Genomic DNA, 19,818 nt, shown 5'->3' on the forward strand with positions numbered 1-19,818 from the left:
ACAATTACTTCAGTTCTAAATCAACTTTAGGTGTTAGACCACCATAGTCATTGACTGTTTGATAACTTAAGTTGTGTCCTGAAGCATTTACAATTTTTGTCTCTGTAAATGGTGTCGCCATAACATTAGGCTGCTTTACGCCATCTAGATAAAGATTGACAAAAGAGACATGGTAGGGCGAAGGATTATTTACAGTGATGTGATCTGTATTTTTCGAAAATTTAAGTGTTTCTAAGCTGGCTTCAGGTTTAGTTTTTAAGTTTATTGGGCGAACAAAAAGCTTGATTCGAGATAATACAGCAAGCTGTAAAATGTTCTTATCTGCCAATGTTGATTTATCAATTGATGGAATTGCTTTCACATTGACCCAAAATACCGATTCTCGATCTTGAGCTAAATTGGGACTGAGATTGACGATTCTGAGTGTATTTTCAGTTTTTGCTTCTGCTACAAATAAAGGTGGAGTGATAAGAAAATCCTTAGATTTCTGGTCTAAGCTATTTTCAATCCATGCATTAATTAAAAAGCGTTCTTTGTTATTGCTGTTAATAATAGCCAATGAAATTTGTTTTGCATCAGCTGGATAAATCACTCGTGTAGAACCAAGAGAAATCCCACCAAAACCGTCATTATTTGCAAAACTTGAAGATGCTAAACAGGCTAAGGTTATATTTAAAATGCCTTTTTTTAATAAGTTGAAGTTCATATACACCCTTAGAATTCATTTATGGATAAAAAATTGAAATTAAAATATTCGGTGATTGATTCAGTGAGCTTTTCAGTGTAGGTTGAAGAAATATATTGACACTTTTTGTTGAAATGGCGCCGTAATGCGTCTTGTGGTCGAACTGAGAAATAAAGCTTTGACCACGACTCATGGATTCAAAATTCTGAATATTTATCTCTTTATCAAGATCATTTTTAGCTTGTGGGGATTTAAAAAAAATCTCTGGAACTTGTTTATTCTGCTTAGACAAACCAATTGCAAGATTATCGTAGATGCTATCAGTGCATAACGAAAAATGAAGTTGAATAGGGGATTGTGGAGCTTCAATCACATCTTGAACTGTTTGCTCAAATGAAATAGAGCAACTTTGATTAACTAAAGCTCCATAAAAGTGAGCTCTTCCACCGAATACATAACTGTCTGCATATAAATGAGTATTGAGTAATACTCCAGCAATTAAAATCACATATTTTTTCATGGGTAAAATAAGCTCTGTGAACGAATGAATAAATAATTACTTCTAAAAATAATTACTTGGATTTAAAAAATTATTCGTATTTCACAACGAATGTTGCATCAGCATTGGCTTGACCAGGAGTAGATGCGCCTGTTGCAACATAACGAGCACTGAATTGAAGTGTGTTATCACCAGCAATCAGTGTTTTAGGCGTTGAGAAACCTGAACCAGTAACGCCTAAGATTTTTGACGTATCATCAGCGAGTTCGATCCCAACATTTGAAGCTGCTGTTGAGTTAGAGCCACCCGCAGATACTGAAAGTAAATTTGCATTTGATGGTACAGACTGACCATAAAATGCGACTGCAGCAGTTGCTTGAACTGTTGGATCACAGTCAACAAGTTTAATTTGGAAAGGAACTGGCGTGGTTTTGTCACCTGCAACAGCCAAACGTGCAGTACGATACTGCCCTAAATCAACGGTTTGATTTGCAGATTCTGTACTTACTGCACATGCTGCATTGACGATTTCACCAGTAAAATGAACTGTACCGCCATTCACAGTTACAGGATCGGCAGCAAAAGCTGAAGCAGAAAGAGTTAATGCAGATAAAGTTGTAATGCTTAATAGACTCAATTTCATAGTAAAACCTATTTATTTTAGATAAGGTTAATTTTCGATTTTTAAATTTATTGAGTTCATCTTTTCATGATTTCAATAAATCACATTTGGTCTCACTGTTAGTGAAAATAGTGATGGAGTTAAACAAATGTGAGTTCATCGTAAAGTTTATTGTGTGAAATATCTTTGTACTTTTAAGATGATTATTTGTATTTAACGAATATTGTATTTTTTCAATAGTTTAAAATTTTTATTATTAATCAATAACTTATTATTTTGTGTTTTTAATTTTTTTTATAAATTATCTTTAAAACTACATTTTTTAGATGAAAAACATGATTTTTACGGGGAAAAATATTATAATTTCGACAAATTAATATTTGAAAATAAAGAAATTATCTTAAATTGATATTTAAGATATTTTAAGTTTGAGTAAAGTCTTGATATATGAAAAAGAAACTAAAATATGAATAATAAAAAATAGATTGATTCTTAGGGGTAATTATACTTTTTGAAGGTGCATTTAATTGTAGCAACTACAGTGGTGAAGCATCAGTTCGACGATCATTTTATTCTATGGCTCTTTTCAATGTTGAATACAAATAGTTGTAGTTTTGACTTCTTGCATCAGCCAATATCTTTTTAATACGTTCATCGCTCCAACCCAAATATTTTACATGGGTGATGAAGCTTGAAATCAAGACAAGGCTAGGATCGCCTTTTCTTAAATACGTTCGTTTAAGTTTACGCTTTTCTGCTGATACATTTAGCACTTTAATATCCTCAAGATTTTTATTTAATATATTGCAGAAATCAGTCTAAAACTTTCCCTCTTATGCACGATTGCTTGGCATTTAAAGCATAAAAATTATTACACTTACTGAGTTGGGTACAGATTTTAAAGTGTATGATTTAATCACTGAATTTGTTGTTCAGTTCTAAGTCAACACTTGGCAAATATTTACAGCATTTAGATTTAATGCTTTTAGAAACCATGTATTAAATATGATGACATAAAGTACATACACGTAAATCATAGATGATTATTGTTTGAATTTTCACCAACATAAGCGATTGAGCGAGAGTTTTGCTTAGGCTTATCTCAGAGATCTATTCATTACCGTGTTTATTGGGGGGATAGTTTGTTGAGGGAGCACTATAGAGATAGAGATGAAATATGATTTTGATTAAAAATAGGCATTTAAATTTACTTCAATCGTAAAATGAATATCAACCACGACAAGCATTTCGTAGTAACTGATATTTTCCTCATTTAAATTTCAACTCACTATAGATTACATTCGCTTATCGAGATGTCGCTTGCGCCATTCGGAAGGAGAGAAACCTGTCCATCCACGAAAAGCACGATTGAATGAGGTTTGATCTTTATATGCCAATAAAAAAGCAATCTCTGTAATCGCTAACTTCTCATTTTTTAAGTGCTTTTTCGCAAGATTTTTGCGCGCATTGGCAAGGATTAATTTAAAAGATGAGCCTCGGTCTCTTAAATCTCGTTGTAACATCCTAGGGCTGAGATTTAATGATCGCGCAACAAAATTAATCTGAACATTGTTATGCTCAAGTGCCTGAATCACGCTCAAGTTCACCAATTCAATTAATGAATCTTGTTTAGGCATTTTTTTAAGTAAAATATTGGCATGATCTGACAAAATTTCAAACAGTGTCGGGTCATAACATTTAAGTTTGCTGTCTAATAAAGTATTTGAAAAAACAATTTTGGTTTGTTCTGTATTGAAGTAAACAGGGCAGTTAAAAAGTTGAGTATATTTTTCAATATTTTCAGGTTCAGGAATTGCGAGTTCGAGACGATAGAATGCATTTTTTGCTGAATCCATCAATTGTTGTAAGTGATGATAGATAATCGAAACTTGCATCTCTTCAACAATTGACGTTTCTTCTATAAATAAGCCTGCTTGAACATAGGCTGGTTTTTCCCAAGAAATTGAAAAAAAATCGTCATCGAAATTAATTTTTTTAGGAATGTAATTAAACCATAAGCGTTCATACTTCGAGAGTATTTCGATATAGTCAGCGAATGTGTTGCACGACTGGGCAATGTATGCCACGATACCAATGTGTTTGGCTTGAACCATGGCACCAATCTCTAAACCTAAGCCTTCTTTGGGATATTGTTCATTGATGCTTTTGATTTTACTGAGCCATTCTCCAAACGGAATATGATCATTAAATGTGCTGTTATAGCTTTTAGGTGAATCTAAGCCATGTTTTTTACAAAAATCATCTAATAAAAGTGTTAAACTATTACGAACGCTTTTAATTTTTAAAAAAGACTTCATAATTTCTCCAAGTTTCCAATTGACTTGATCGTAAATTGGGCTTAATATGCTGAAAAATTTGTAGGGATAGGCGACTCATCAAATTTAGACAAACTGAATATAATCGCCTAAAAAATTGACAAGTAGCTCTGTTGGCAAAATCAACTAGATTTACCAAAAATAAAATATGATTAAAATTTAAAACTATTTATTCATTTGTTCTAAATCATATACATGCTCCTAAAATTGAAGGGTGGTTATTATATACTTGTTGGTAAAATTTAAGCATGATGTTTTTTCATTCATATTGAACAGAAAATTGCATCTTTGCATTGCCAATACCAGGCTCTGCTGTGTCCTTAGTCACAATATAATTGGCATAAAACATCAATGATGCATTTCCATTGGCATCGGCTGTGATTGGCTTACTTTTTGTCCCCAATACAACCCTGTTCTTATCTTTGTCGCTAATTTCAATGGCAACATTTTTGGCTTTTTTCGGCACATTATCTATGGCAAGTAACTGAGTATCGACAGTATCATTGGTCCCTGTAAAGGTGATGGTGACAAGACCATTTGCAGGACAACTGCTGACATCAAAAGGAATCTGAACACGTGGGGAACGATCATCTTTATTCATGCCTTTGCCCAGTCTGATGGTTCCCAGTTCTATTTTCTTATCTTGTGCTGTACTTAATACACCACAAGTCTTTTCTGTAACCTTGCCTGAAAGGGTAAGGTTGATTGCATCTAATTTCAGGTCTTGTGCATAGGTTGTTTGAGCGCAAGCTAAGTAAAAAATACTTAGCACAGATATCATATATTTGCTTATGGTTTGCATTTTTTTCTCCTATGGGAAGTCAATTCGGATATAGGCTCTGGAACTAAATGGTCCAACTGCAGGTTTTTTCCCTGTTACGCTGACTGGCCATGTTTTGAAAGATAGTGTCGCCTGTTGACTTTGATTGAGTTTAAATTCGGAGAAGCTTAATAAATTGTTTGGAATCAATACATTATCACTCATGTCTGAAATCTTAAAGCCGACATCATCATTGTTAGAGACCAACATATCTCCTTGAGACTTTTCAGATTCAATACGGAAGGTGAGTGTCGCAGCAGCATTCATGTTGGAACACTGTACTGATACACTTCTTGTTTCAGGATTGATTGAATGAGGTTTATTGCCTGCACCTGCTTGGTTAAATTCAGAAGCAAGAATGTCACCAAATTGGATGTCTAAAACCTTGCCTGAGTCGATCGTACAAGACTGCGGTGCAACAATTCGTCCACTATAACTAATGGTATACACAGGGTATCTAAGTGGATCTACATCACTAGTGGTTACATAAACTGTAAACATAGTTTTTGATGGAATGGAAACATTTCCTACAAAAGGTTTAACCACTTTGATGCGTAGCAATAAGTCAGAGTCTCTGATTGAAAATGCGTTGCCATTGTCTGAGTTTGGATCGTAACCCATAGTTTTTTTTATAGGAGGATAAAAAGTATTTACTGCACTGTCATTAATTTTCATTGCACCCAATAAGTAGTCGTTGATACGCAGATATTTAAAAGTACCTGTATTTTCAACAATCGGCTCATTGGTTATATAGGATCGAACTGTCAAACCATAAGGAAAGGACGCTGTTTCACATATTGCTTGAATGGGTTTATTGAAATTTAAAGTAATGTCTTTGCTTTGACCCACGACATTATTATTTTGATTAAATGCTGTGGATAAATCATAATTAATTGAATCAACCACATTATATCCTTTCGAATTCCAGCATTGTCGTGCAAAAGATTGGGTTGAACCGAGTACTAACAGGGTGAGTAATAAAAACTTGAATTTCATCGTATATGGTTTGACACTTAAATTGCTAAAAAAATTACAAATACTTTGTCTAAGTATTTTTGGGGAATAACGATCTAAAACATTAAGTTTTGAACTGAATGCTGATGTATAGGAAAGCTGTTGAAGCGCTACATTTAGCGCTTGCATTGGACTGGATAAGTATGTGGTGAGATTTTTCATATTCCAATCCTAGGGGAAGTCAATCCGGATATATGCTCTAGAATTAAAAGCTCCAAGTGTTGGTTTTTTCCCTGTTACACTGACTGGCCATGCTTTAAAGGATATGGTTGCGTTTTGGTTTTGACTCAACTGAAATTCAGAAAAACTAAATAAATTGTTTGGAATCAATATTTTGTCGTTAATATCGGAAATCTTAAAGCCGACATCATCATTGTTAGAGACCAACATGTCCCCTTGAGACTTGTCTGATTCAATACGGAAAGTCAGTGTTGCTGCAGCATTCATATTGGAACACTGTACTGAAACACTTCTGGTTTGTGGGTCGACAGAAGCGGGTTTATTGCCTGCGCCTGCTTGGTTAAATTCAGAGGCAAGAATGTCACCAAATTGAATGTCTAAAATTGCACCCGCATTAATTCTACAAGACTGTGGAGCAATGATTCGTCCACTATAGCCAATGGTATATACTGGATAGAAGAGTTGGTCATTCGCTGCTGTTGTGACATAAACTGTAAACATCGTTTTTGCAGGAATTGATACATTGCCTACAAAGGGTTTAATTACTTTAAGGCGTAATGTTAAATTTGAGTCTCTTACCTGAAAGGGATTACCGTCAGCAACATTAGGATCCCACCCCATAGTTTTTTGAACAGGAGGATAAAATTCACGTACCGCGCTATCATTAATTCGCATTGCTGCCAGCAAATATTCATTAATTTGCATATACTGATAATCACCTTCTCTTTGTACAATTGGTTGCTCGGCTATATATGAACGAACAGTTGTACTTACACTGCCTGGAAACGGAGCAGGTGTGCATCGGGCTTTGATGTCTGTACTAGGATTTATAGTGATCTCATGTATTCGCCCTATAGCATTGTTACCTTGAGAAAAGGTACTCGATAAGTCATAATTAACATTATCGACTACAGTGTATCCCTTGGCATTCCAACATTGTCGTGCAAAGGATTGGGTGGAGCTGAGCAACAAGAAGATCATTAATAAAGTTTTGAATTTCATTGTGTGCAACTCCTTATTGACATTCAAGATCAAATTGAATAACAGGTTTGCTCAGATCCATTTGAGAAATGTCATAAGCCGTGCTGCATTTTTCACCTGTGTTTCCACCCCAATAGGCTTCTAAGGTGCCTTTTAGTGGTAAACCTGTTAAGTAAACTCGACCGTCATCGGCAACCATGCTACGGGTAGAACTGTCTGTTTCGATCACACTGCTGGCATAAGGTACAGGTTTTCCTGCTCGTGATAAGGTCACCAAAGCTCTGACACCGATACTGGTATCAAAGGTTGCTCGAACAATGGCACCTTTAATTGGAACGACATGTTCAACGTTGTTACGAATTTCCAGATTATTACTAAAACTATCCGCGTTTAGTGCGACACGGTTAGAGCGATATTCATTGGCATAAGGTACAATCGCATAACCACGCCAGTCGGTTTTGACCCCAATATGATTTTCAATATTGACACCTTTTGCCCCAGATGCTTTGACTAAGATAGAGCTTGAACCTAAAGGTTGACCAAAGGTAATCCCATCACGATGTGCAAGCACGCCACCTGATGCGTTATAGGTAAATTGATTAGAGTCTTTTTCATAGCTATAACCTGCACCAACATTTCCGTAGCTGCCGTTATAGGTCACACTCAATGAACCAATGTCACCTTGTTGGCTGATTTTGCCTTGGTTAAAGCTGTAGCTTAAATTACGGTCTTTTAGCAAAGTGCCACTGACGCCTGCCATATAGGTTTCATCACCATTCGAATTTCGGGTACTTGAAACAGAGGCATAACTATTCTGGATTGGATTGTCAGTAAACTTGGCTTTTGCCAATACTTTGTCCAAAGGAAAAGAAAGGTTCATGGTATACATGGTGTCAGTAATGTCACGCGCAGAGTATTTGTTACGGCTGACAGCAAAAGAATAATTCAATGATTTCCATGCATTGGAATAACCCGCCTGTAACCACTCATCTTTTTTATCCGTGTTCCAGTAAGTTTGTTGATTTCCTGAAAGAAACAGTGCGCCATAGTCCCCTAGAGAATGGGTAATATTGACTTGGAAGCGACCCTTTTTGGCATTATTTAAATTGTAGTAGTCTTCAATATTGGGAAGATCAGTTTGATCTTTACCTGTGTTATAGCCACTCATGTTTTTATTGGTGACATCATTTAAGGTATAGAAACCTTTGGTCGAATAACGATAGCCTAAAAGCTGGAACGTGGTACCCGAACCAAGTAGTGATTTTGAATATAAAAAGCGTAATGATTGACCACTAGATGAACTTTTATCTGCTAACTCACTGTTTGCATGGGTAATATCAAACGAGAAAGCACCATAGTGTCCAAGATTGGCACCTAAACCCAATAAAAAACTTTTATATTTTTGGGAAAGTTGAGTACCAGAGTAAACCGTCATCCCACTGTTCAATCCATGGATTGCTGTTGCTTGAGCAATAAATGGATTGTCTTGGTTTCTTAACCCACTGCGGTACTCACCAAGTGCAACACTATATTTGGTGCGATCTTCACGTTGTAAAATAGGTAGTGTTGAGAATGGCACTTTAAAGGTTTGTAGAGAGCCATCATTTTCTTCAATGGTCACGACCAAGTCACCATTTAAAGATGCTGTACTGATGTCTTCAATCTTAAAAGGACCGGGCGCAACGTTGATTTGATGAACCACATAACCATTTTGCTTAATGACCACTTTGGCATTGGTTTTCGCAACACCACGGATCGAGGGCGCATAGCCTTGCTGGCTATCTGGATACATGGCTTCAGATGTAGATAAATGTACGCCTCGGTAACCAAAGCTATCAAAAATCTCACCTGAAGTTGTGCTATCCCCGATGATCAGTTGACTTTTGATAGGAGCTACGATGGTTTGCGCATAAGTGCTTAAATCATTCCATTGGTTTGACGATTTGCCTTGGTGAGTGTTATAGCTCCAACTTCCAGAGTGTCTAAATTGCCACGCACCAATATTGAGTCCATTGTCCAGACGTAAAAATGCGCTATTTGAATCTGTTTTAGAGTTGTTATAACCTGAGATGTTATAATTCAGGAATAAACCATTGATTCCCTCATCCCATTGATCTGGTGAGATATAACCTCTGACCTGATTCATGAGCGACACTTGTGGCAAACTGATGTCGAGTTTTTGTTTGTCAAATTGGAATTTGGTCGAAGCACCTTCGATAATCGAAGTGAAATCTACACATTGTTGAGTGGTATCAGCAAGACCTTCATATTGTTTAATATTGACACCAAAACCTTTTAAGGTTTTGATGTCTAAACAAGGCAATAAGCCTGTAGAGTCCTGAGCGTCAGCACTCTCAATAAAATTAATATCACGTGTAAATGCATACTGATCATTGACATATACATCGACACGATACACACCTGGTAACTGATGTGTAGAACGATCAAATCTAGTTAAATCAGAAATTTGGGCATCAGGTAAACTATCTGATAAGAATTCAGGGTTAAATACTTGTTCAGCATGACTCTCTCTCACCACCACTGCGGATATAAGCATCGTTATCGCCACACCCATCGGGTATTGCTTAATAATTTTCCTTATACGTAACGTATTGGATGATGTTAAATGTAGAGTATTCATATGCTTACTTCAGTTCTAAATTCACTTTAGACGTTAAACCACCATAATCATTGACTGTTTGATAACTCAGGCTACCGCCAGAGCTGTCCGCAATTTTTGTCTGTGTCAATGGAGCTGCCATCACATTGGGCAACTTTTTGTCGTCTAAATAAAGATTGACAAAAGACACATGGTAGGGAGATGGGTTATTGACCGTAATACCGTCAGCAGATTTAGAAAATTTGAGGGTATTTAAGGAATCTTCAGCTTTAGTGGTTAAACCTGTCGGTCGAATAAACAGCTTGATGCGAGATAAAACTGCAAGCTGTAAAACATTCTTATCAGTCAATGTCGACTTATCTATCGAGGGAATCGCTTTGACATTGATCCAAAACACAGATTCACGATCTTGAGGGAGATTTGGTGCAACATTGATAATACGCAAGGTATTTTCAGCACTCGCTTCTGCAACAAATAACGGTGGCGTAATCAGAAAATCTTTAGATTTATTGTCTGAAGAATCTTCTACCCATGCATTGATCAAGAAGCGCTCTTTGCTATTGCTGTTGATAATTGGCAGTGAAACTTGTTTTGCATCCGTAGGATAAATCACACGGGTTGCGCCCAGTGAAATACCACCAGAACCATTCGTGTTTGCAAAACTTGTTGCAGTCATACAGGCTAAGGTTATACCAAGAAGACCTTGTTTAAATAAGTTCAAGTTCATATAAACCTTTAGAATTTACTTATGGATAAAAAATAGAAATTAAAAAATGTGGTGCTTGAGTAGGTGAATCTTCAAATGGCTTGTTTAAGTAAACACGCACACTTTTGTGTGATTCATCGTCATAATGTTTGGGAAGATCTATATGTTGAATAAATCTTTCACCTAAACGCTTATGTTCAGCACTTTGAATATTAATTTCTTTATCAAACTCACTTTTTGTTTGTGCTGTTGTGGTAAACATCTCTTTTTTTAACTGATTAGGGTCAGATAAAGTGATAATGAGATTGTTGTAGTAGTCAACAGAACAGGTTGAAAAGTTAATTTGAATAGGGGATTGGGGAGCTCTAGTCGAAGTATCAACTATACTCTCAATCGAAATTGAGCAACTTTGATTGAGTAAAGCCCCCAGAAATTGAGCTTTTCCACCAAATACATAACTTTCAGCATAAATATGAGTGCTAACCAATATCCCAGCAATCAGGGCTATATATTTTTTCATGGGTAAAATAAGCTCTTTTAGTCAATTACTTAGCAATTATTCCCGAAAGAATAATTACTCATATTTCACTGTAAAGGTTGCATTTGCATTTGCTTGACCAGGTGTAGTGGCAGCATCTGTAGCTACATAACGTGCACTGAACTGAAGCGTGTTATCACCAGTAATAAGTGTTTTTGCTGTTGAGTAATCCGCACCTGTTAAGCCCAATACTTTTGCAGTGTGGTCCGCAATTTCAATACCGACATTTTTTGCTGCGGTGCCGTTTGCATCAGCAGCAGACACTGCTAATAGCTTAGCGCCAGCTGTACCACCTACAGCATTACCTTGGAAGGCAACCGCTGCAGTTGCTTGAACTGCAGTGTCACAGTCGACAAGTTTGATTTCAAAAGGTACAGCAGTTGTTTTATCACCAGCTTTGGTAAAGCTTGCTGTACGAATTTGACCCAGTGTTACAGTTTGATTTGTAGAGCTTGTGCTTACAGCGCATGCAGCATTGACAAGATCGCCTTTAAAGTTGACTGTTCCACCTTTTACTTCAACAGCAGCAGCTAAAGCAGATGCAGAAACACCTAATGTAGAGATTGCGATTAAACCTAATGTACTAAATTTCATAGTAAAACCTATTCGTTAAAAAAATTGATATCCAACACTTTCTTTTTGTTTATTGACTTCATTTGTTATGGCATCAATAAACTCTGTTTATTCGTACTGTTTTTTAAAAATAGTGACAGATGTAATAAACACACGAACATATTGATATTTACCGCAAGGGAAAACTTTGTATTTTGAACGCGATTAGATTGTATTTAACGACGATTATTATTTTTGTGACTTTATTTTTATTAATTATTATTATTGTGAATTAAGTCTCTAATTTTGTTTATTTTTAATGTTTAAAATCATGATTTAAAATTAAAATTATTATTGAATATTATGTAGATAATGAAAATTATATGTGAAAAATATTATATTTAAAATAGTTTTGAAATATTAATTTATTACGGTGTTGTAATTTTATAAAAAGGTATGCATTTGTTTAGTATTTTTTAATTTAAATTAAAATTTATTATTGTGGTTTTTTAAACAGAAACTGGTGGCTGAGAATTTATTTGTTTGAGATTGTGGTTTTTGAATAATACATATTTACAAGGCTTAAATGAAAATACTTTTAATCCGTTAAAAAAATAATTTTAGCCGCATTCTTTGGATGACTTGATGCCTCATTTGTTTAAAAAAAATTAACGATTATATGAGTTGCTTGTATGTTGATGCTTTGGGTATATTTGCATTCATTAATTGTTATGTTATAACATAACTTTTAATTGTTGGTGATTGAAGATTGTCTTTTGAGCTTGGATATCAGTGAAATGAAACGATGCTACTTTATTGGATTGATTGGATGCGTTTCGGCATGTAGCCAAAACGCATTAGACTCAAAACAACAGTTCATGACGATCAACCAGTCTTTATCCAAGCTCGTTAGGACAAATCATCAAGTAGATAAACAGCCTATCAAAAACGTGCCGGCTTCTTTTTTAGTGTGGGAGCAAGATGCAGTTAACCAACAAGCGATTGAACATTATAAAAAATTTTTAAAACAACAAGGTATACATACTTATGTGCCTAATTTTGAGTTTTTCCAAACTGCGAGAGATTGGCAAAGATGCAATGCAACTGAATTTGAAATTCCTCCTCAAGCGTTGTGGCGCAATATCGTGCCTACACTCAACATTCTGGACCAGCTGATTGATCAGCAGATTTTGAATGATTTCACAGTGACTTCAGTTTATCGAAATTTAAATCTTAACCGATGCGCCAATGGTGCAAGCGCTTCAAAACATATTTTTAATGCGGCTTTAGACTTTCGAATTGGTTCTGAAATGCCAGATGAAAAAGAATTGGTTGTTATTCAAGGCACAAAAATAAAACTTTGCAAGTTTTGGCATGACTATGGTCAACAACTCAATATGGGTTTAGGCGTCTATCCATCGGGGCAAATCCATATTGATAGTGCAGGTTATCGCACTTGGGGAGCAGATCATCGTTATCACTCATCTCCATGTATGAATACTTTTCTAAACAATCATAAAAAGCAGGATCAATAAAAATGAAACAAGCTCAGGCGCAGCAAAAGCTTTTGCAAATTTTACAGGCAGAACATAAGGCAATGAGCGCATATCAACTTTTGGAAAAAGCCAAGCCTTATGGTTTTCAAGCCCCTATGCAGATTTATAGAGTACTTAAACAACTGTGTGAGCAGAAACTTATTATTAAACTGAATAGTTTAAATCTATATATCGCCACAGTTGCAAATTTGGAAACGCCTTATCAAATCTTAACGGTCTGTACCCATTGTCAACAGGTGCAAAGTATTGTCATTCCCCATTTTGACAGATGTGTCAAACAATCCTTAAACGCGAAAAAATTTAACGCTAAATGTGAATATTTAGAAGTCCTCGGTCAGTGTTTTGCATGTGTATCGGCGCATGAAAACCATACAATTTTAAAGTGAGAACGCCAATGAATCATTTATTAGCCACTCCCCAAAAGCTTCCTGTCACCGTTTTATCGGGTTTCTTAGGTGCTGGAAAAACGACTTTACTGAATCATATTTTGAATAATCGTGAAGGTCGTAAGATCGCAGTGATCGTCAATGATATGTCTGAGGTCAATATTGACGCTGCTTTAGTTCGAGAGGGCGGTGCAGAACTTTCACGGACCGATGAAAAGTTGGTTGAAATGAGTAATGGTTGTATTTGTTGTACCTTAAGAGAAGACTTATTGGTTGAAGTCCGACGTTTGGCAGAGGAGCAGCGCTTTGATCAATTGGTGATTGAATCTACAGGTATTTCTGAACCTTTACCAGTTGCAGAAACCTTTACTTTTGAAGATGAAAATGGCATTTCACTGAATGAATTTGCCCGTCTTGATACGATGGTGACGGTGGTTGATGCCTATAATTTTTTAAAAGACTATAGCTCTCTGGACAGTTTACAAGCGAGAGGCGAGTCATTAGGGGAACATGATAGTCGTAATGTGGTGGATTTATTGATTGATCAAATTGAGTTTTGTGATGTGATTGTGCTGAATAAAATTGATTTGATTCAGCCACCCGAGCAGGACAAGCTGTTTAAAATTTTACAATCGTTGAACCCCCGAGCAAAAATTGAAGTTTCTGAATTTGGTCAAGTGAATTTGGATCGAATATTGAATACTCATTTATTTGATTTTTATGAAGCGGCACAAGCGCCGGGTTGGCTTAAAGAATTGCGCGGTAAACATACCCCCGAAACAGAAGAGTACGGTATTCAAAGTTTTGTTTATCGTGCCAGACGACCATTTCATCCGCAAAGGTTCTTTGATTTTATTCAAACTGAATGGCAAGGTGTCATTCGTTCTAAAGGTTACTTTTGGTTGGCATCAAATCCTGAGTTGGCAGGATCTTGGTCACAAGCAGGTGCGTTGGCAAGACATGGGGTGGCTGGATATTGGTGGGCAGCCGTGTCTGATGAACATTGGCCAGAAGATCAACACAGTCTGGATGTCATTCAGGGAAACTGGGATGAACAAACAGGTGATGCTCGCCAAGAAATTGTTTTAATTGGACTGGATATGAATCAATCTGAATTAATTAATCAATTGGATGCATGTTTGTTGACGGATACAGAAATGGCATTGGGTGCAGAAAAATGGCAAACTTTTGATAATCCATTTAGTGGTTGGGCGGATTCTATCGCAACCCATTAATCCATGATGTATAGCTCAGTCAGTGTCTAGTTGTGAGTGTGGTTTAAAAGGAGTGCTTTTAGTTAAGCACTCCTTTATTCTTTTGATCAATGAAAACCCTAGATTAAATTAAAACTTTGCTCTTAATGTAAGGGTAACATTACGCGGTTCACCCCAATAAACGCCGTTATAAAAACCGACATTTAAGTAGTATTTTTCATCAAATAAATTATTGATATTTAGACTTGCAGTCAGCTCATCACTCAATTTATAACTGGCAAAAGCATTTGCCAAGTAATAAGCCTTCTGAGTGACTACACCACCGTTGTAGGCATTTGCAGGTGCTCCTCCCCATTTTTGTGAGATTTCACTTTGCCAGTTGACGCCACCACCTATCGTCAGTTTTTCTGAACCTGACCAAAGATTTTCAGGCAGGGTATAACTGCTAAATAATTTCACTTGGTTTTGAGGAATATTGCTTAAAGCATTAGCATTTGCAGAACTGACACTATTGACATAAGTATAACCAAAACTTAGATTCCAGTTTTCCTGTAATTTACCAATGGCTTCTAATTCAAAACCATTGACTTTAAGCCCTTTGCCCGTTGACATATAGGCAGTATCCATCTCATCAACTTTAGCAATGGTGCCGTTTTTTACTCCTTCACGGTATTCAACATCTTCTACAGCAAGGTCTTTGACATCTGACCAAAATAAAGCCGCACTGGTCAGTAACTTACCGTCCAATAAATCCGCTTTTAAACCAAGCTCACTGGTACTGCCCATTTCGGGATCTAAATAGTCACCAAAGCGATCTCGTCGTGTAGATGGATTGAATACTTTGGTATAGCTGGTATAAGCAGTATAAGTATCATTGAGGTCATATAAAATCCCTGCATAGGGGATGAGCTGGTCAAAATTACGTGGCTTTGTAGGAGAAACAGCAGCGTTAGGATCCCATTTATCGACTTTGTAATCATAGGAACTATAACGTGCGCCTAAAATTAACTTAAGCGGGTCAGTCAGATTTAAACGTAAAGTTGAATATACGCCGTAAAGTTCTGTGGTATTGGTACTACCTGCACCATTTTTTTCATAACTTGGTTTTTTAATATTGCCAGTCCACTCTCGATAATCTGGTATAGCTGTTGGATAAGGAGGGGGAGAGTTGTTGAGATCAGTTTTTACACCCAAGGATGTATTTTCACTCTTAAAACCACTATAACCAATGATTAAATCATGTTGGCGGTTTAACAATTGGAATGGACCAGTTGCATAAAAATCAATATTGAGTTTTTTACTTTCAGCATATGGGCTAACCATACTCCATAGACTCAAACCTTTACCAGTACTAGGGTCTGGAAAGCCACTTCCGCCATAAGCCACGATCCAACTGTTATCCGAAGTGCTGTGGGCAATTGCAGCTTTTACCAACCAATCATTGGCAAAAGTATGTTCTATATCTGCAAAAACTGTTTTATCTGTATTGGCAATTGAGCTCCAGTCCGCAGACAAACTAAAGTTTCGCGAAAAATTCGCTTTACTTCCATCAGCATTGAAATATGGCACTGTTCCCCACGTTGAGCCTTTAGGGTCATTGTCTTGATATTGGAACCCAACAGAGGCAGTTGTGTTTGCCGTTAAATCTGCACTGATAATCCCCATCGCGGCTGTTGACTTTAGTTTATAACGATCCATATAGGATTCTTTGTCAGTATACGCTGCCATGAATCGGCTTCTAACACTGCCATCTTGAGTGAGTGGAATAGAAACATCGGCTTCAACACGGGTGTTGTCCCAAGAGCCATAGGTGGAGCTAACATTGCCCTTAAACTCTTTTTCAGGGCGTTTACGAACCATATTGATGGTTGCAGAAGGGCTTCCTGTTGAACCTGTTAGACCTGATGCACCTTTGACGACTTCAATACGATCAAAGAAGAAACTGTCAAAGCGAGGAGCATTGTCACCTACAGGCATACCATCAATTTGTCGGTTGCTGATTGCAAAGCCACGGGAATAGTAGTTAGAACGTTCACTGTCATTCTTTGTTGCTGTTACACCGGGAGTGGCAGCAAGTACATCATCCAAAATAGTGAGACCACGTTGCTCAATTTGTTCACGTGTGACTACACTGACAGATTGTGGTGTTTCTTTTAAAGATAACTTGAGTTTCGAAGATGATCGTGATGAATTGGCTTTATAACTGCCACTTCCTTCAGTTTTTTCATCTTGGGTATCTGCTTTGACGGTAATGGTTGGGAGAACAGACAGATCAGTATTGGATGGTTGTTCTTGTGCAAAAGCAGTATGGGAAATTGCACCACATATCAAGAATGACTTGATTGCAATGTTTAATGCCGTTTGTCGAAATTGCTTGTCCATAATAGTGATAAATTATGCTAATAAGAATCGTTATTATTATCAATAAGATTACAAAAAGCTACGAAAATGTCATAATTTATAAATAATTATTTTGATATTTAAAGAAAAAATAAGATTTAAATTTATGTAATGTATTATTTTATATGTAATTTTTTAAAATTAAATACATGAAAATTTATTGTTCATTTCATTAAACTCATAATGATTAAATGTATCAGAAAGTAAATTGATTGGGAGCAAAATTGTTCCAAAAAAAAGATTGACATTAAAGTTAGCTTTAAACTTAAAGTAGAACTATACCCAATGAGGCGATAAAAATGAAAGTCTTCGAAAAATTGATATTTCCAAATGGTTCTGAGATTGCCAATCGTATAGCGAAAGCTGCGATGGAAGAAAATATGGCAGATTTAAATCACGCACCTTCTGAAGCATTGATGCGTTTATATCAAGCTTGGGCTGATGGTGGTGCAGGACTGATTATTACAGGCAATGTCATGGTGGATCGTCGTGCAATGACTGGACCTGGTGGTGTGGTACTTGAAGATGATAAACACTTGGACATTTTTAAACGTTGGGCTCAGATAGCACGTTCTCAAGGGGCACAAGTTTGGTTGCAAATCAACCATCCTGGTCGCCAAATGCAGTCCAATCTGGGGCAAGCAACTTGGGCACCATCTGCTGTTGGATTAGATTTAGGCAAAATGTCAGATCGTTTTAATTTGCCGATTGAAATGACTCAAACGATGATTGATGAAGTGATTCAACGTTTCGCTAATACTGCTCGGTTAGGCGAAAAAGCAGGTTTTACGGGAGTCGAAATCCATGCAGCGCATGGCTATCTATTGAGCCAGTTTTTATCACCGCTCAGTAATAAACGCCAAGATCAATGGGGCGGTTCACTTGAAAATCGTGCACGTCTTTTAATTGAAATTGTCAAAGCGGTTCGAGCCGTGGTTTCAGATCAGTTTACGGTGGCAGTGAAACTTAATTCAGCAGACTTTCAGCGTGGAGGTTTTAGTGCTGAAGATGCTCAACTTGTAGTCGAAATGTTGAATGAATTGGCGGTCGACTTGGTTGAACTTTCAGGTGGCAGTTATGAAGCCCCTGCGATGCAAGGACAAGCGCGAGATGGTCGAACATTGGCACGTGAAGCCTATTTTTTAGAATTTGCGCAAGAGATTCGCAAGATTGCCAAAATGCCCGTGATGGTCACAGGTGGTATTCGCCGTAAACAAGTTGCTGAACAGGTCATAGAGAGTGGTGTCGATATGGTTGGAATTGCTACGGCTTTAGCCATTAATCCAAACTTACCGAATGCATGGAAGCAAGGACAAAATATAACACCAACTTTGAAGCCAATTTCATGGAAGAATAAAACGCTTGCATCACTTGCCAATATGGCAACAGTTAAATTTCAGCTACGTAAACTCAGTTTAGGTAAAAAGCCCAATCCTCAAGTGTCCCCCTTATGGGCATTGATTTTACAGCAAACTGCGATGGCAAGTCGTACTCGTCAGTATAAGCATGCGATGGCAAATATCTTAAAAGCGAGGGGGTAAGATGGGACAAAATCATGATTTGAATTGGATGATTTATGGTGCAAATGGCTATACAGGTGAATTGATTGCCCGTGAAGCTGTTCGACAAGGACTTAGACCGATATTGGCAGGGCGTAATCAAAGCAAGGTGGAGGCTTTGGCACAAGAACTTGCACTTGAGTTCCGAGCTTTTGGATTAGATGATATTGACCTTATCAGTGCACAGTTAAGGGGACTGCATATAGTGCTACATTGTGCTGGTCCCTTTTCTTTGACATCGAAACCCATGATGCAAGCCTGTATTCAAGCAGGTGCGCACTATTTAGATATTACAGGCGAGATTGCAGTTTTTGAGTGGGCACAATCTCTAAATGCACAAGCACAAAAGGCAAATGTCGTACTATGTCCTGGAGTTGGTTTTGATGTTATTCCAACGGATTGTATTGCGGCTGCTTTAAAGGACGCTTTACCCGATGCGACACATCTGGCATTAGGCTTTGATTCAAAAACAGGGCTTTCCCCCGGAACTGCAAAAACCAGTACAGAAGGAATGGCTGAAGGTGGTAAGGTCCGTAAAAATGGTCAAATTATCAATGTTCCTTTGGCTCATCATGTTCGTCAGATTGATTTTGGACATGGGCAAAAAAGCGCAATGAGTGTGCCGTGGGGAGATGTAGCGACTGCATTTTACACCACAGGAATTCCCAATATTGAAGTGTTTGTACCTGCAGCACCTAAGCTGATTAGGGGAGCGAAAATGTTGAATCACATTCGCCCAGTATTTAAGTTGCAGTGGGTACAGAAAATAATGAAATTGCTGATTGGTAAATCGGTTACTGGTCCTGATGCAGAAGGACGTGCCAAGATGCTCACTTATGTTTGGGGGGAGGTACGTAATGCACAGGGGCAGACCAAAACAGCAAGAATCCAAACTGAAAATGCTTATAGTTTGACGGTGAATGGTTCATTGGCTGTGGTGAGTTATCTACTTGATCAGCGTGTTAATGGTGGAACATATACGCCTGCTAAATTGATGGGTTATCAGTTCGTTACTCAGCTTCAAGGTTCAGGCGAATTGGTGATTTGTTAATATTCAAAAGTTGAGAGAAGTGAGATGTCGATTGAGTTGTACTTCTTATTCACTCTTAATTGACTCAAAATGTATGAATAAAGAAAAACCAGATCAAAC

General features: G+C 37.2%; 18 protein-coding genes. 5 read left to right on the top strand and 13 right to left on the bottom strand.

What is annotated here, in order from left to right:
* Window positions 1-4: 4 nt before the first annotated feature.
* The 12 genes from AC1Z3T_RS09640 to fimA (AC1Z3T_RS09695) all read right to left on the bottom strand — a co-directional run bounded on the left by AC1Z3T_RS09640 (window position 5) and on the right by fimA (AC1Z3T_RS09695) (window position 11,595).
* Window positions 5-706, bottom strand: coding sequence for a fimbria/pilus periplasmic chaperone (locus tag AC1Z3T_RS09640; protein ID WP_046760526.1), 702 nt, complete (start codon window positions 704-706; stop codon window positions 5-7).
* A gap of 19 nt (window positions 707-725) precedes the next feature.
* A complete protein-coding gene (locus AC1Z3T_RS09645) occupies window positions 726-1,205 on the bottom strand; it encodes a type 1 fimbrial protein (protein WP_046760525.1) in 480 nt (159 codons plus the stop codon).
* A 70-nt stretch (window positions 1,206-1,275) separates the two neighbouring features.
* Window positions 1,276-1,827, bottom strand: coding sequence for a type 1 fimbrial major subunit FimA (gene fimA, locus AC1Z3T_RS09650; protein ID WP_046760524.1), 552 nt, complete (start codon window positions 1,825-1,827; stop codon window positions 1,276-1,278).
* A 548-nt stretch (window positions 1,828-2,375) separates the two neighbouring features.
* Entirely contained in the window at window positions 2,376-2,579 is a 204-nt protein-coding gene (locus AC1Z3T_RS09655) for a hypothetical protein (protein ID WP_081409737.1), read from the bottom strand.
* Between the two features lie 522 nt (window positions 2,580-3,101).
* A complete protein-coding gene (locus tag AC1Z3T_RS09660; RefSeq protein ID WP_100885761.1) occupies window positions 3,102-4,124 on the bottom strand; it encodes a helix-turn-helix domain-containing protein in 1,023 nt (340 codons plus the stop codon).
* Window positions 4,125-4,401: 277 nt separating this feature from the next.
* Entirely contained in the window at window positions 4,402-4,944 is a 543-nt protein-coding gene (locus tag AC1Z3T_RS09665) for a fimbrial protein (RefSeq protein WP_100885760.1), read from the bottom strand.
* Between the two features lie 9 nt (window positions 4,945-4,953).
* The gene (locus AC1Z3T_RS09670; RefSeq protein ID WP_100885759.1) at window positions 4,954-6,138 is read right to left on the bottom strand and encodes a fimbrial protein; all 1,185 of its coding nucleotides are present in this window, start codon (window positions 6,136-6,138) and stop codon (window positions 4,954-4,956) included.
* 9 nt (window positions 6,139-6,147) lie between these two features.
* Window positions 6,148-7,158 carry a fimbrial protein gene (locus tag AC1Z3T_RS09675; RefSeq protein WP_100885758.1) on the bottom strand — a complete coding sequence of 337 codons (1,011 nt, stop codon included), beginning with the start codon at window positions 7,156-7,158 and terminating at the stop codon, window positions 6,148-6,150.
* A 13-nt stretch (window positions 7,159-7,171) separates the two neighbouring features.
* Window positions 7,172-9,778 carry an outer membrane usher protein FimD gene (gene fimD / locus AC1Z3T_RS09680; RefSeq protein ID WP_100885757.1) on the bottom strand — a complete coding sequence of 869 codons (2,607 nt, stop codon included), beginning with the start codon at window positions 9,776-9,778 and terminating at the stop codon, window positions 7,172-7,174.
* A 4-nt stretch (window positions 9,779-9,782) separates the two neighbouring features.
* Window positions 9,783-10,484, bottom strand: coding sequence for a fimbria/pilus periplasmic chaperone (locus tag AC1Z3T_RS09685; RefSeq protein WP_100885756.1), 702 nt, complete (start codon window positions 10,482-10,484; stop codon window positions 9,783-9,785).
* A gap of 19 nt (window positions 10,485-10,503) precedes the next feature.
* Window positions 10,504-10,983 carry a hypothetical protein gene (locus tag AC1Z3T_RS09690; RefSeq protein ID WP_100885755.1) on the bottom strand — a complete coding sequence of 160 codons (480 nt, stop codon included), beginning with the start codon at window positions 10,981-10,983 and terminating at the stop codon, window positions 10,504-10,506.
* A 54-nt stretch (window positions 10,984-11,037) separates the two neighbouring features.
* Complete coding sequence (gene fimA, locus AC1Z3T_RS09695; RefSeq protein WP_005033142.1) at window positions 11,038-11,595, bottom strand: type 1 fimbrial major subunit FimA; 558 nt, start codon at window positions 11,593-11,595, stop codon at window positions 11,038-11,040.
* Between the two features lie 755 nt (window positions 11,596-12,350).
* Between fimA (AC1Z3T_RS09695) and AC1Z3T_RS09700 the strand changes: the two genes are divergently transcribed.
* From AC1Z3T_RS09700 to zigA, 3 genes are read left to right on the top strand one after another with little or no spacing between them, the layout of a single operon-like run.
* The gene (locus AC1Z3T_RS09700) at window positions 12,351-13,088 is read left to right on the top strand and encodes a D-Ala-D-Ala carboxypeptidase family metallohydrolase (protein WP_009586704.1); all 738 of its coding nucleotides are present in this window, start codon (window positions 12,351-12,353) and stop codon (window positions 13,086-13,088) included.
* Between the two features lie 2 nt (window positions 13,089-13,090).
* On the top strand, window positions 13,091-13,495 hold the full coding sequence (locus AC1Z3T_RS09705) for a Fur family transcriptional regulator (protein ID WP_100885754.1): 405 nt from the start codon (window positions 13,091-13,093) through the stop codon (window positions 13,493-13,495).
* 8 nt (window positions 13,496-13,503) lie between these two features.
* Complete coding sequence (gene zigA, locus AC1Z3T_RS09710; protein WP_100885753.1) at window positions 13,504-14,730, top strand: zinc metallochaperone GTPase ZigA; 1,227 nt, start codon at window positions 13,504-13,506, stop codon at window positions 14,728-14,730.
* A gap of 108 nt (window positions 14,731-14,838) precedes the next feature.
* Here zigA and AC1Z3T_RS09715 read toward each other — a convergent pair whose 3' ends face one another.
* The gene (locus AC1Z3T_RS09715; RefSeq protein WP_100885752.1) at window positions 14,839-17,091 is read right to left on the bottom strand and encodes a TonB-dependent siderophore receptor; all 2,253 of its coding nucleotides are present in this window, start codon (window positions 17,089-17,091) and stop codon (window positions 14,839-14,841) included.
* Window positions 17,092-17,408: 317 nt separating this feature from the next.
* Between AC1Z3T_RS09715 and AC1Z3T_RS09720 the strand changes: the two genes are divergently transcribed.
* Window positions 17,409-18,650, top strand: coding sequence for an NADH:flavin oxidoreductase/NADH oxidase family protein (locus AC1Z3T_RS09720; RefSeq protein WP_100885751.1), 1,242 nt, complete (start codon window positions 17,409-17,411; stop codon window positions 18,648-18,650).
* 1 nt (window position 18,651) lies between these two features.
* The gene (locus AC1Z3T_RS09725; protein ID WP_100885750.1) at window positions 18,652-19,719 is read left to right on the top strand and encodes a saccharopine dehydrogenase family protein; all 1,068 of its coding nucleotides are present in this window, start codon (window positions 18,652-18,654) and stop codon (window positions 19,717-19,719) included.
* Window positions 19,720-19,818 lie beyond the last annotated feature (99 nt).

The sequence above is a fragment of the Acinetobacter sp. B-6 genome, assembly GCF_056930735.1.

Coding starts and splice junctions, on each gene's coding strand:
- AC1Z3T_RS09700 (WP_009586704.1), top strand. CDS start 12,351: ATGAAACGATGCTACTTTATTGGATTGATTGGATGCGTTTCGGCATGT.
- AC1Z3T_RS09660 (WP_100885761.1), bottom strand. CDS start 4,124: ATGAAGTCTTTTTTAAAAATTAAAAGCGTTCGTAATAGTTTAACACTT.
- AC1Z3T_RS09705 (WP_100885754.1), top strand. CDS start 13,091: ATGAAACAAGCTCAGGCGCAGCAAAAGCTTTTGCAAATTTTACAGGCA.
- AC1Z3T_RS09665 (WP_100885760.1), bottom strand. CDS start 4,944: ATGCAAACCATAAGCAAATATATGATATCTGTGCTAAGTATTTTTTAC.
- zigA (WP_100885753.1), top strand. CDS start 13,504: ATGAATCATTTATTAGCCACTCCCCAAAAGCTTCCTGTCACCGTTTTA.
- AC1Z3T_RS09685 (WP_100885756.1), bottom strand. CDS start 10,484: ATGAACTTGAACTTATTTAAACAAGGTCTTCTTGGTATAACCTTAGCC.
- AC1Z3T_RS09690 (WP_100885755.1), bottom strand. CDS start 10,983: ATGAAAAAATATATAGCCCTGATTGCTGGGATATTGGTTAGCACTCAT.
- AC1Z3T_RS09715 (WP_100885752.1), bottom strand. CDS start 17,091: ATGGACAAGCAATTTCGACAAACGGCATTAAACATTGCAATCAAGTCA.
- AC1Z3T_RS09725 (WP_100885750.1), top strand. CDS start 18,652: ATGGGACAAAATCATGATTTGAATTGGATGATTTATGGTGCAAATGGC.
- fimD (WP_100885757.1), bottom strand. CDS start 9,778: ATGAATACTCTACATTTAACATCATCCAATACGTTACGTATAAGGAAA.
- AC1Z3T_RS09645 (WP_046760525.1), bottom strand. CDS start 1,205: ATGAAAAAATATGTGATTTTAATTGCTGGAGTATTACTCAATACTCAT.
- AC1Z3T_RS09670 (WP_100885759.1), bottom strand. CDS start 6,138: ATGAAAAATCTCACCACATACTTATCCAGTCCAATGCAAGCGCTAAAT.
- AC1Z3T_RS09720 (WP_100885751.1), top strand. CDS start 17,409: ATGAAAGTCTTCGAAAAATTGATATTTCCAAATGGTTCTGAGATTGCC.
- AC1Z3T_RS09640 (WP_046760526.1), bottom strand. CDS start 706: ATGAACTTCAACTTATTAAAAAAAGGCATTTTAAATATAACCTTAGCC.
- fimA (WP_005033142.1), bottom strand. CDS start 11,595: ATGAAATTTAGTACATTAGGTTTAATCGCAATCTCTACATTAGGTGTT.
- AC1Z3T_RS09675 (WP_100885758.1), bottom strand. CDS start 7,158: ATGAAATTCAAAACTTTATTAATGATCTTCTTGTTGCTCAGCTCCACC.
- fimA (WP_046760524.1), bottom strand. CDS start 1,827: ATGAAATTGAGTCTATTAAGCATTACAACTTTATCTGCATTAACTCTT.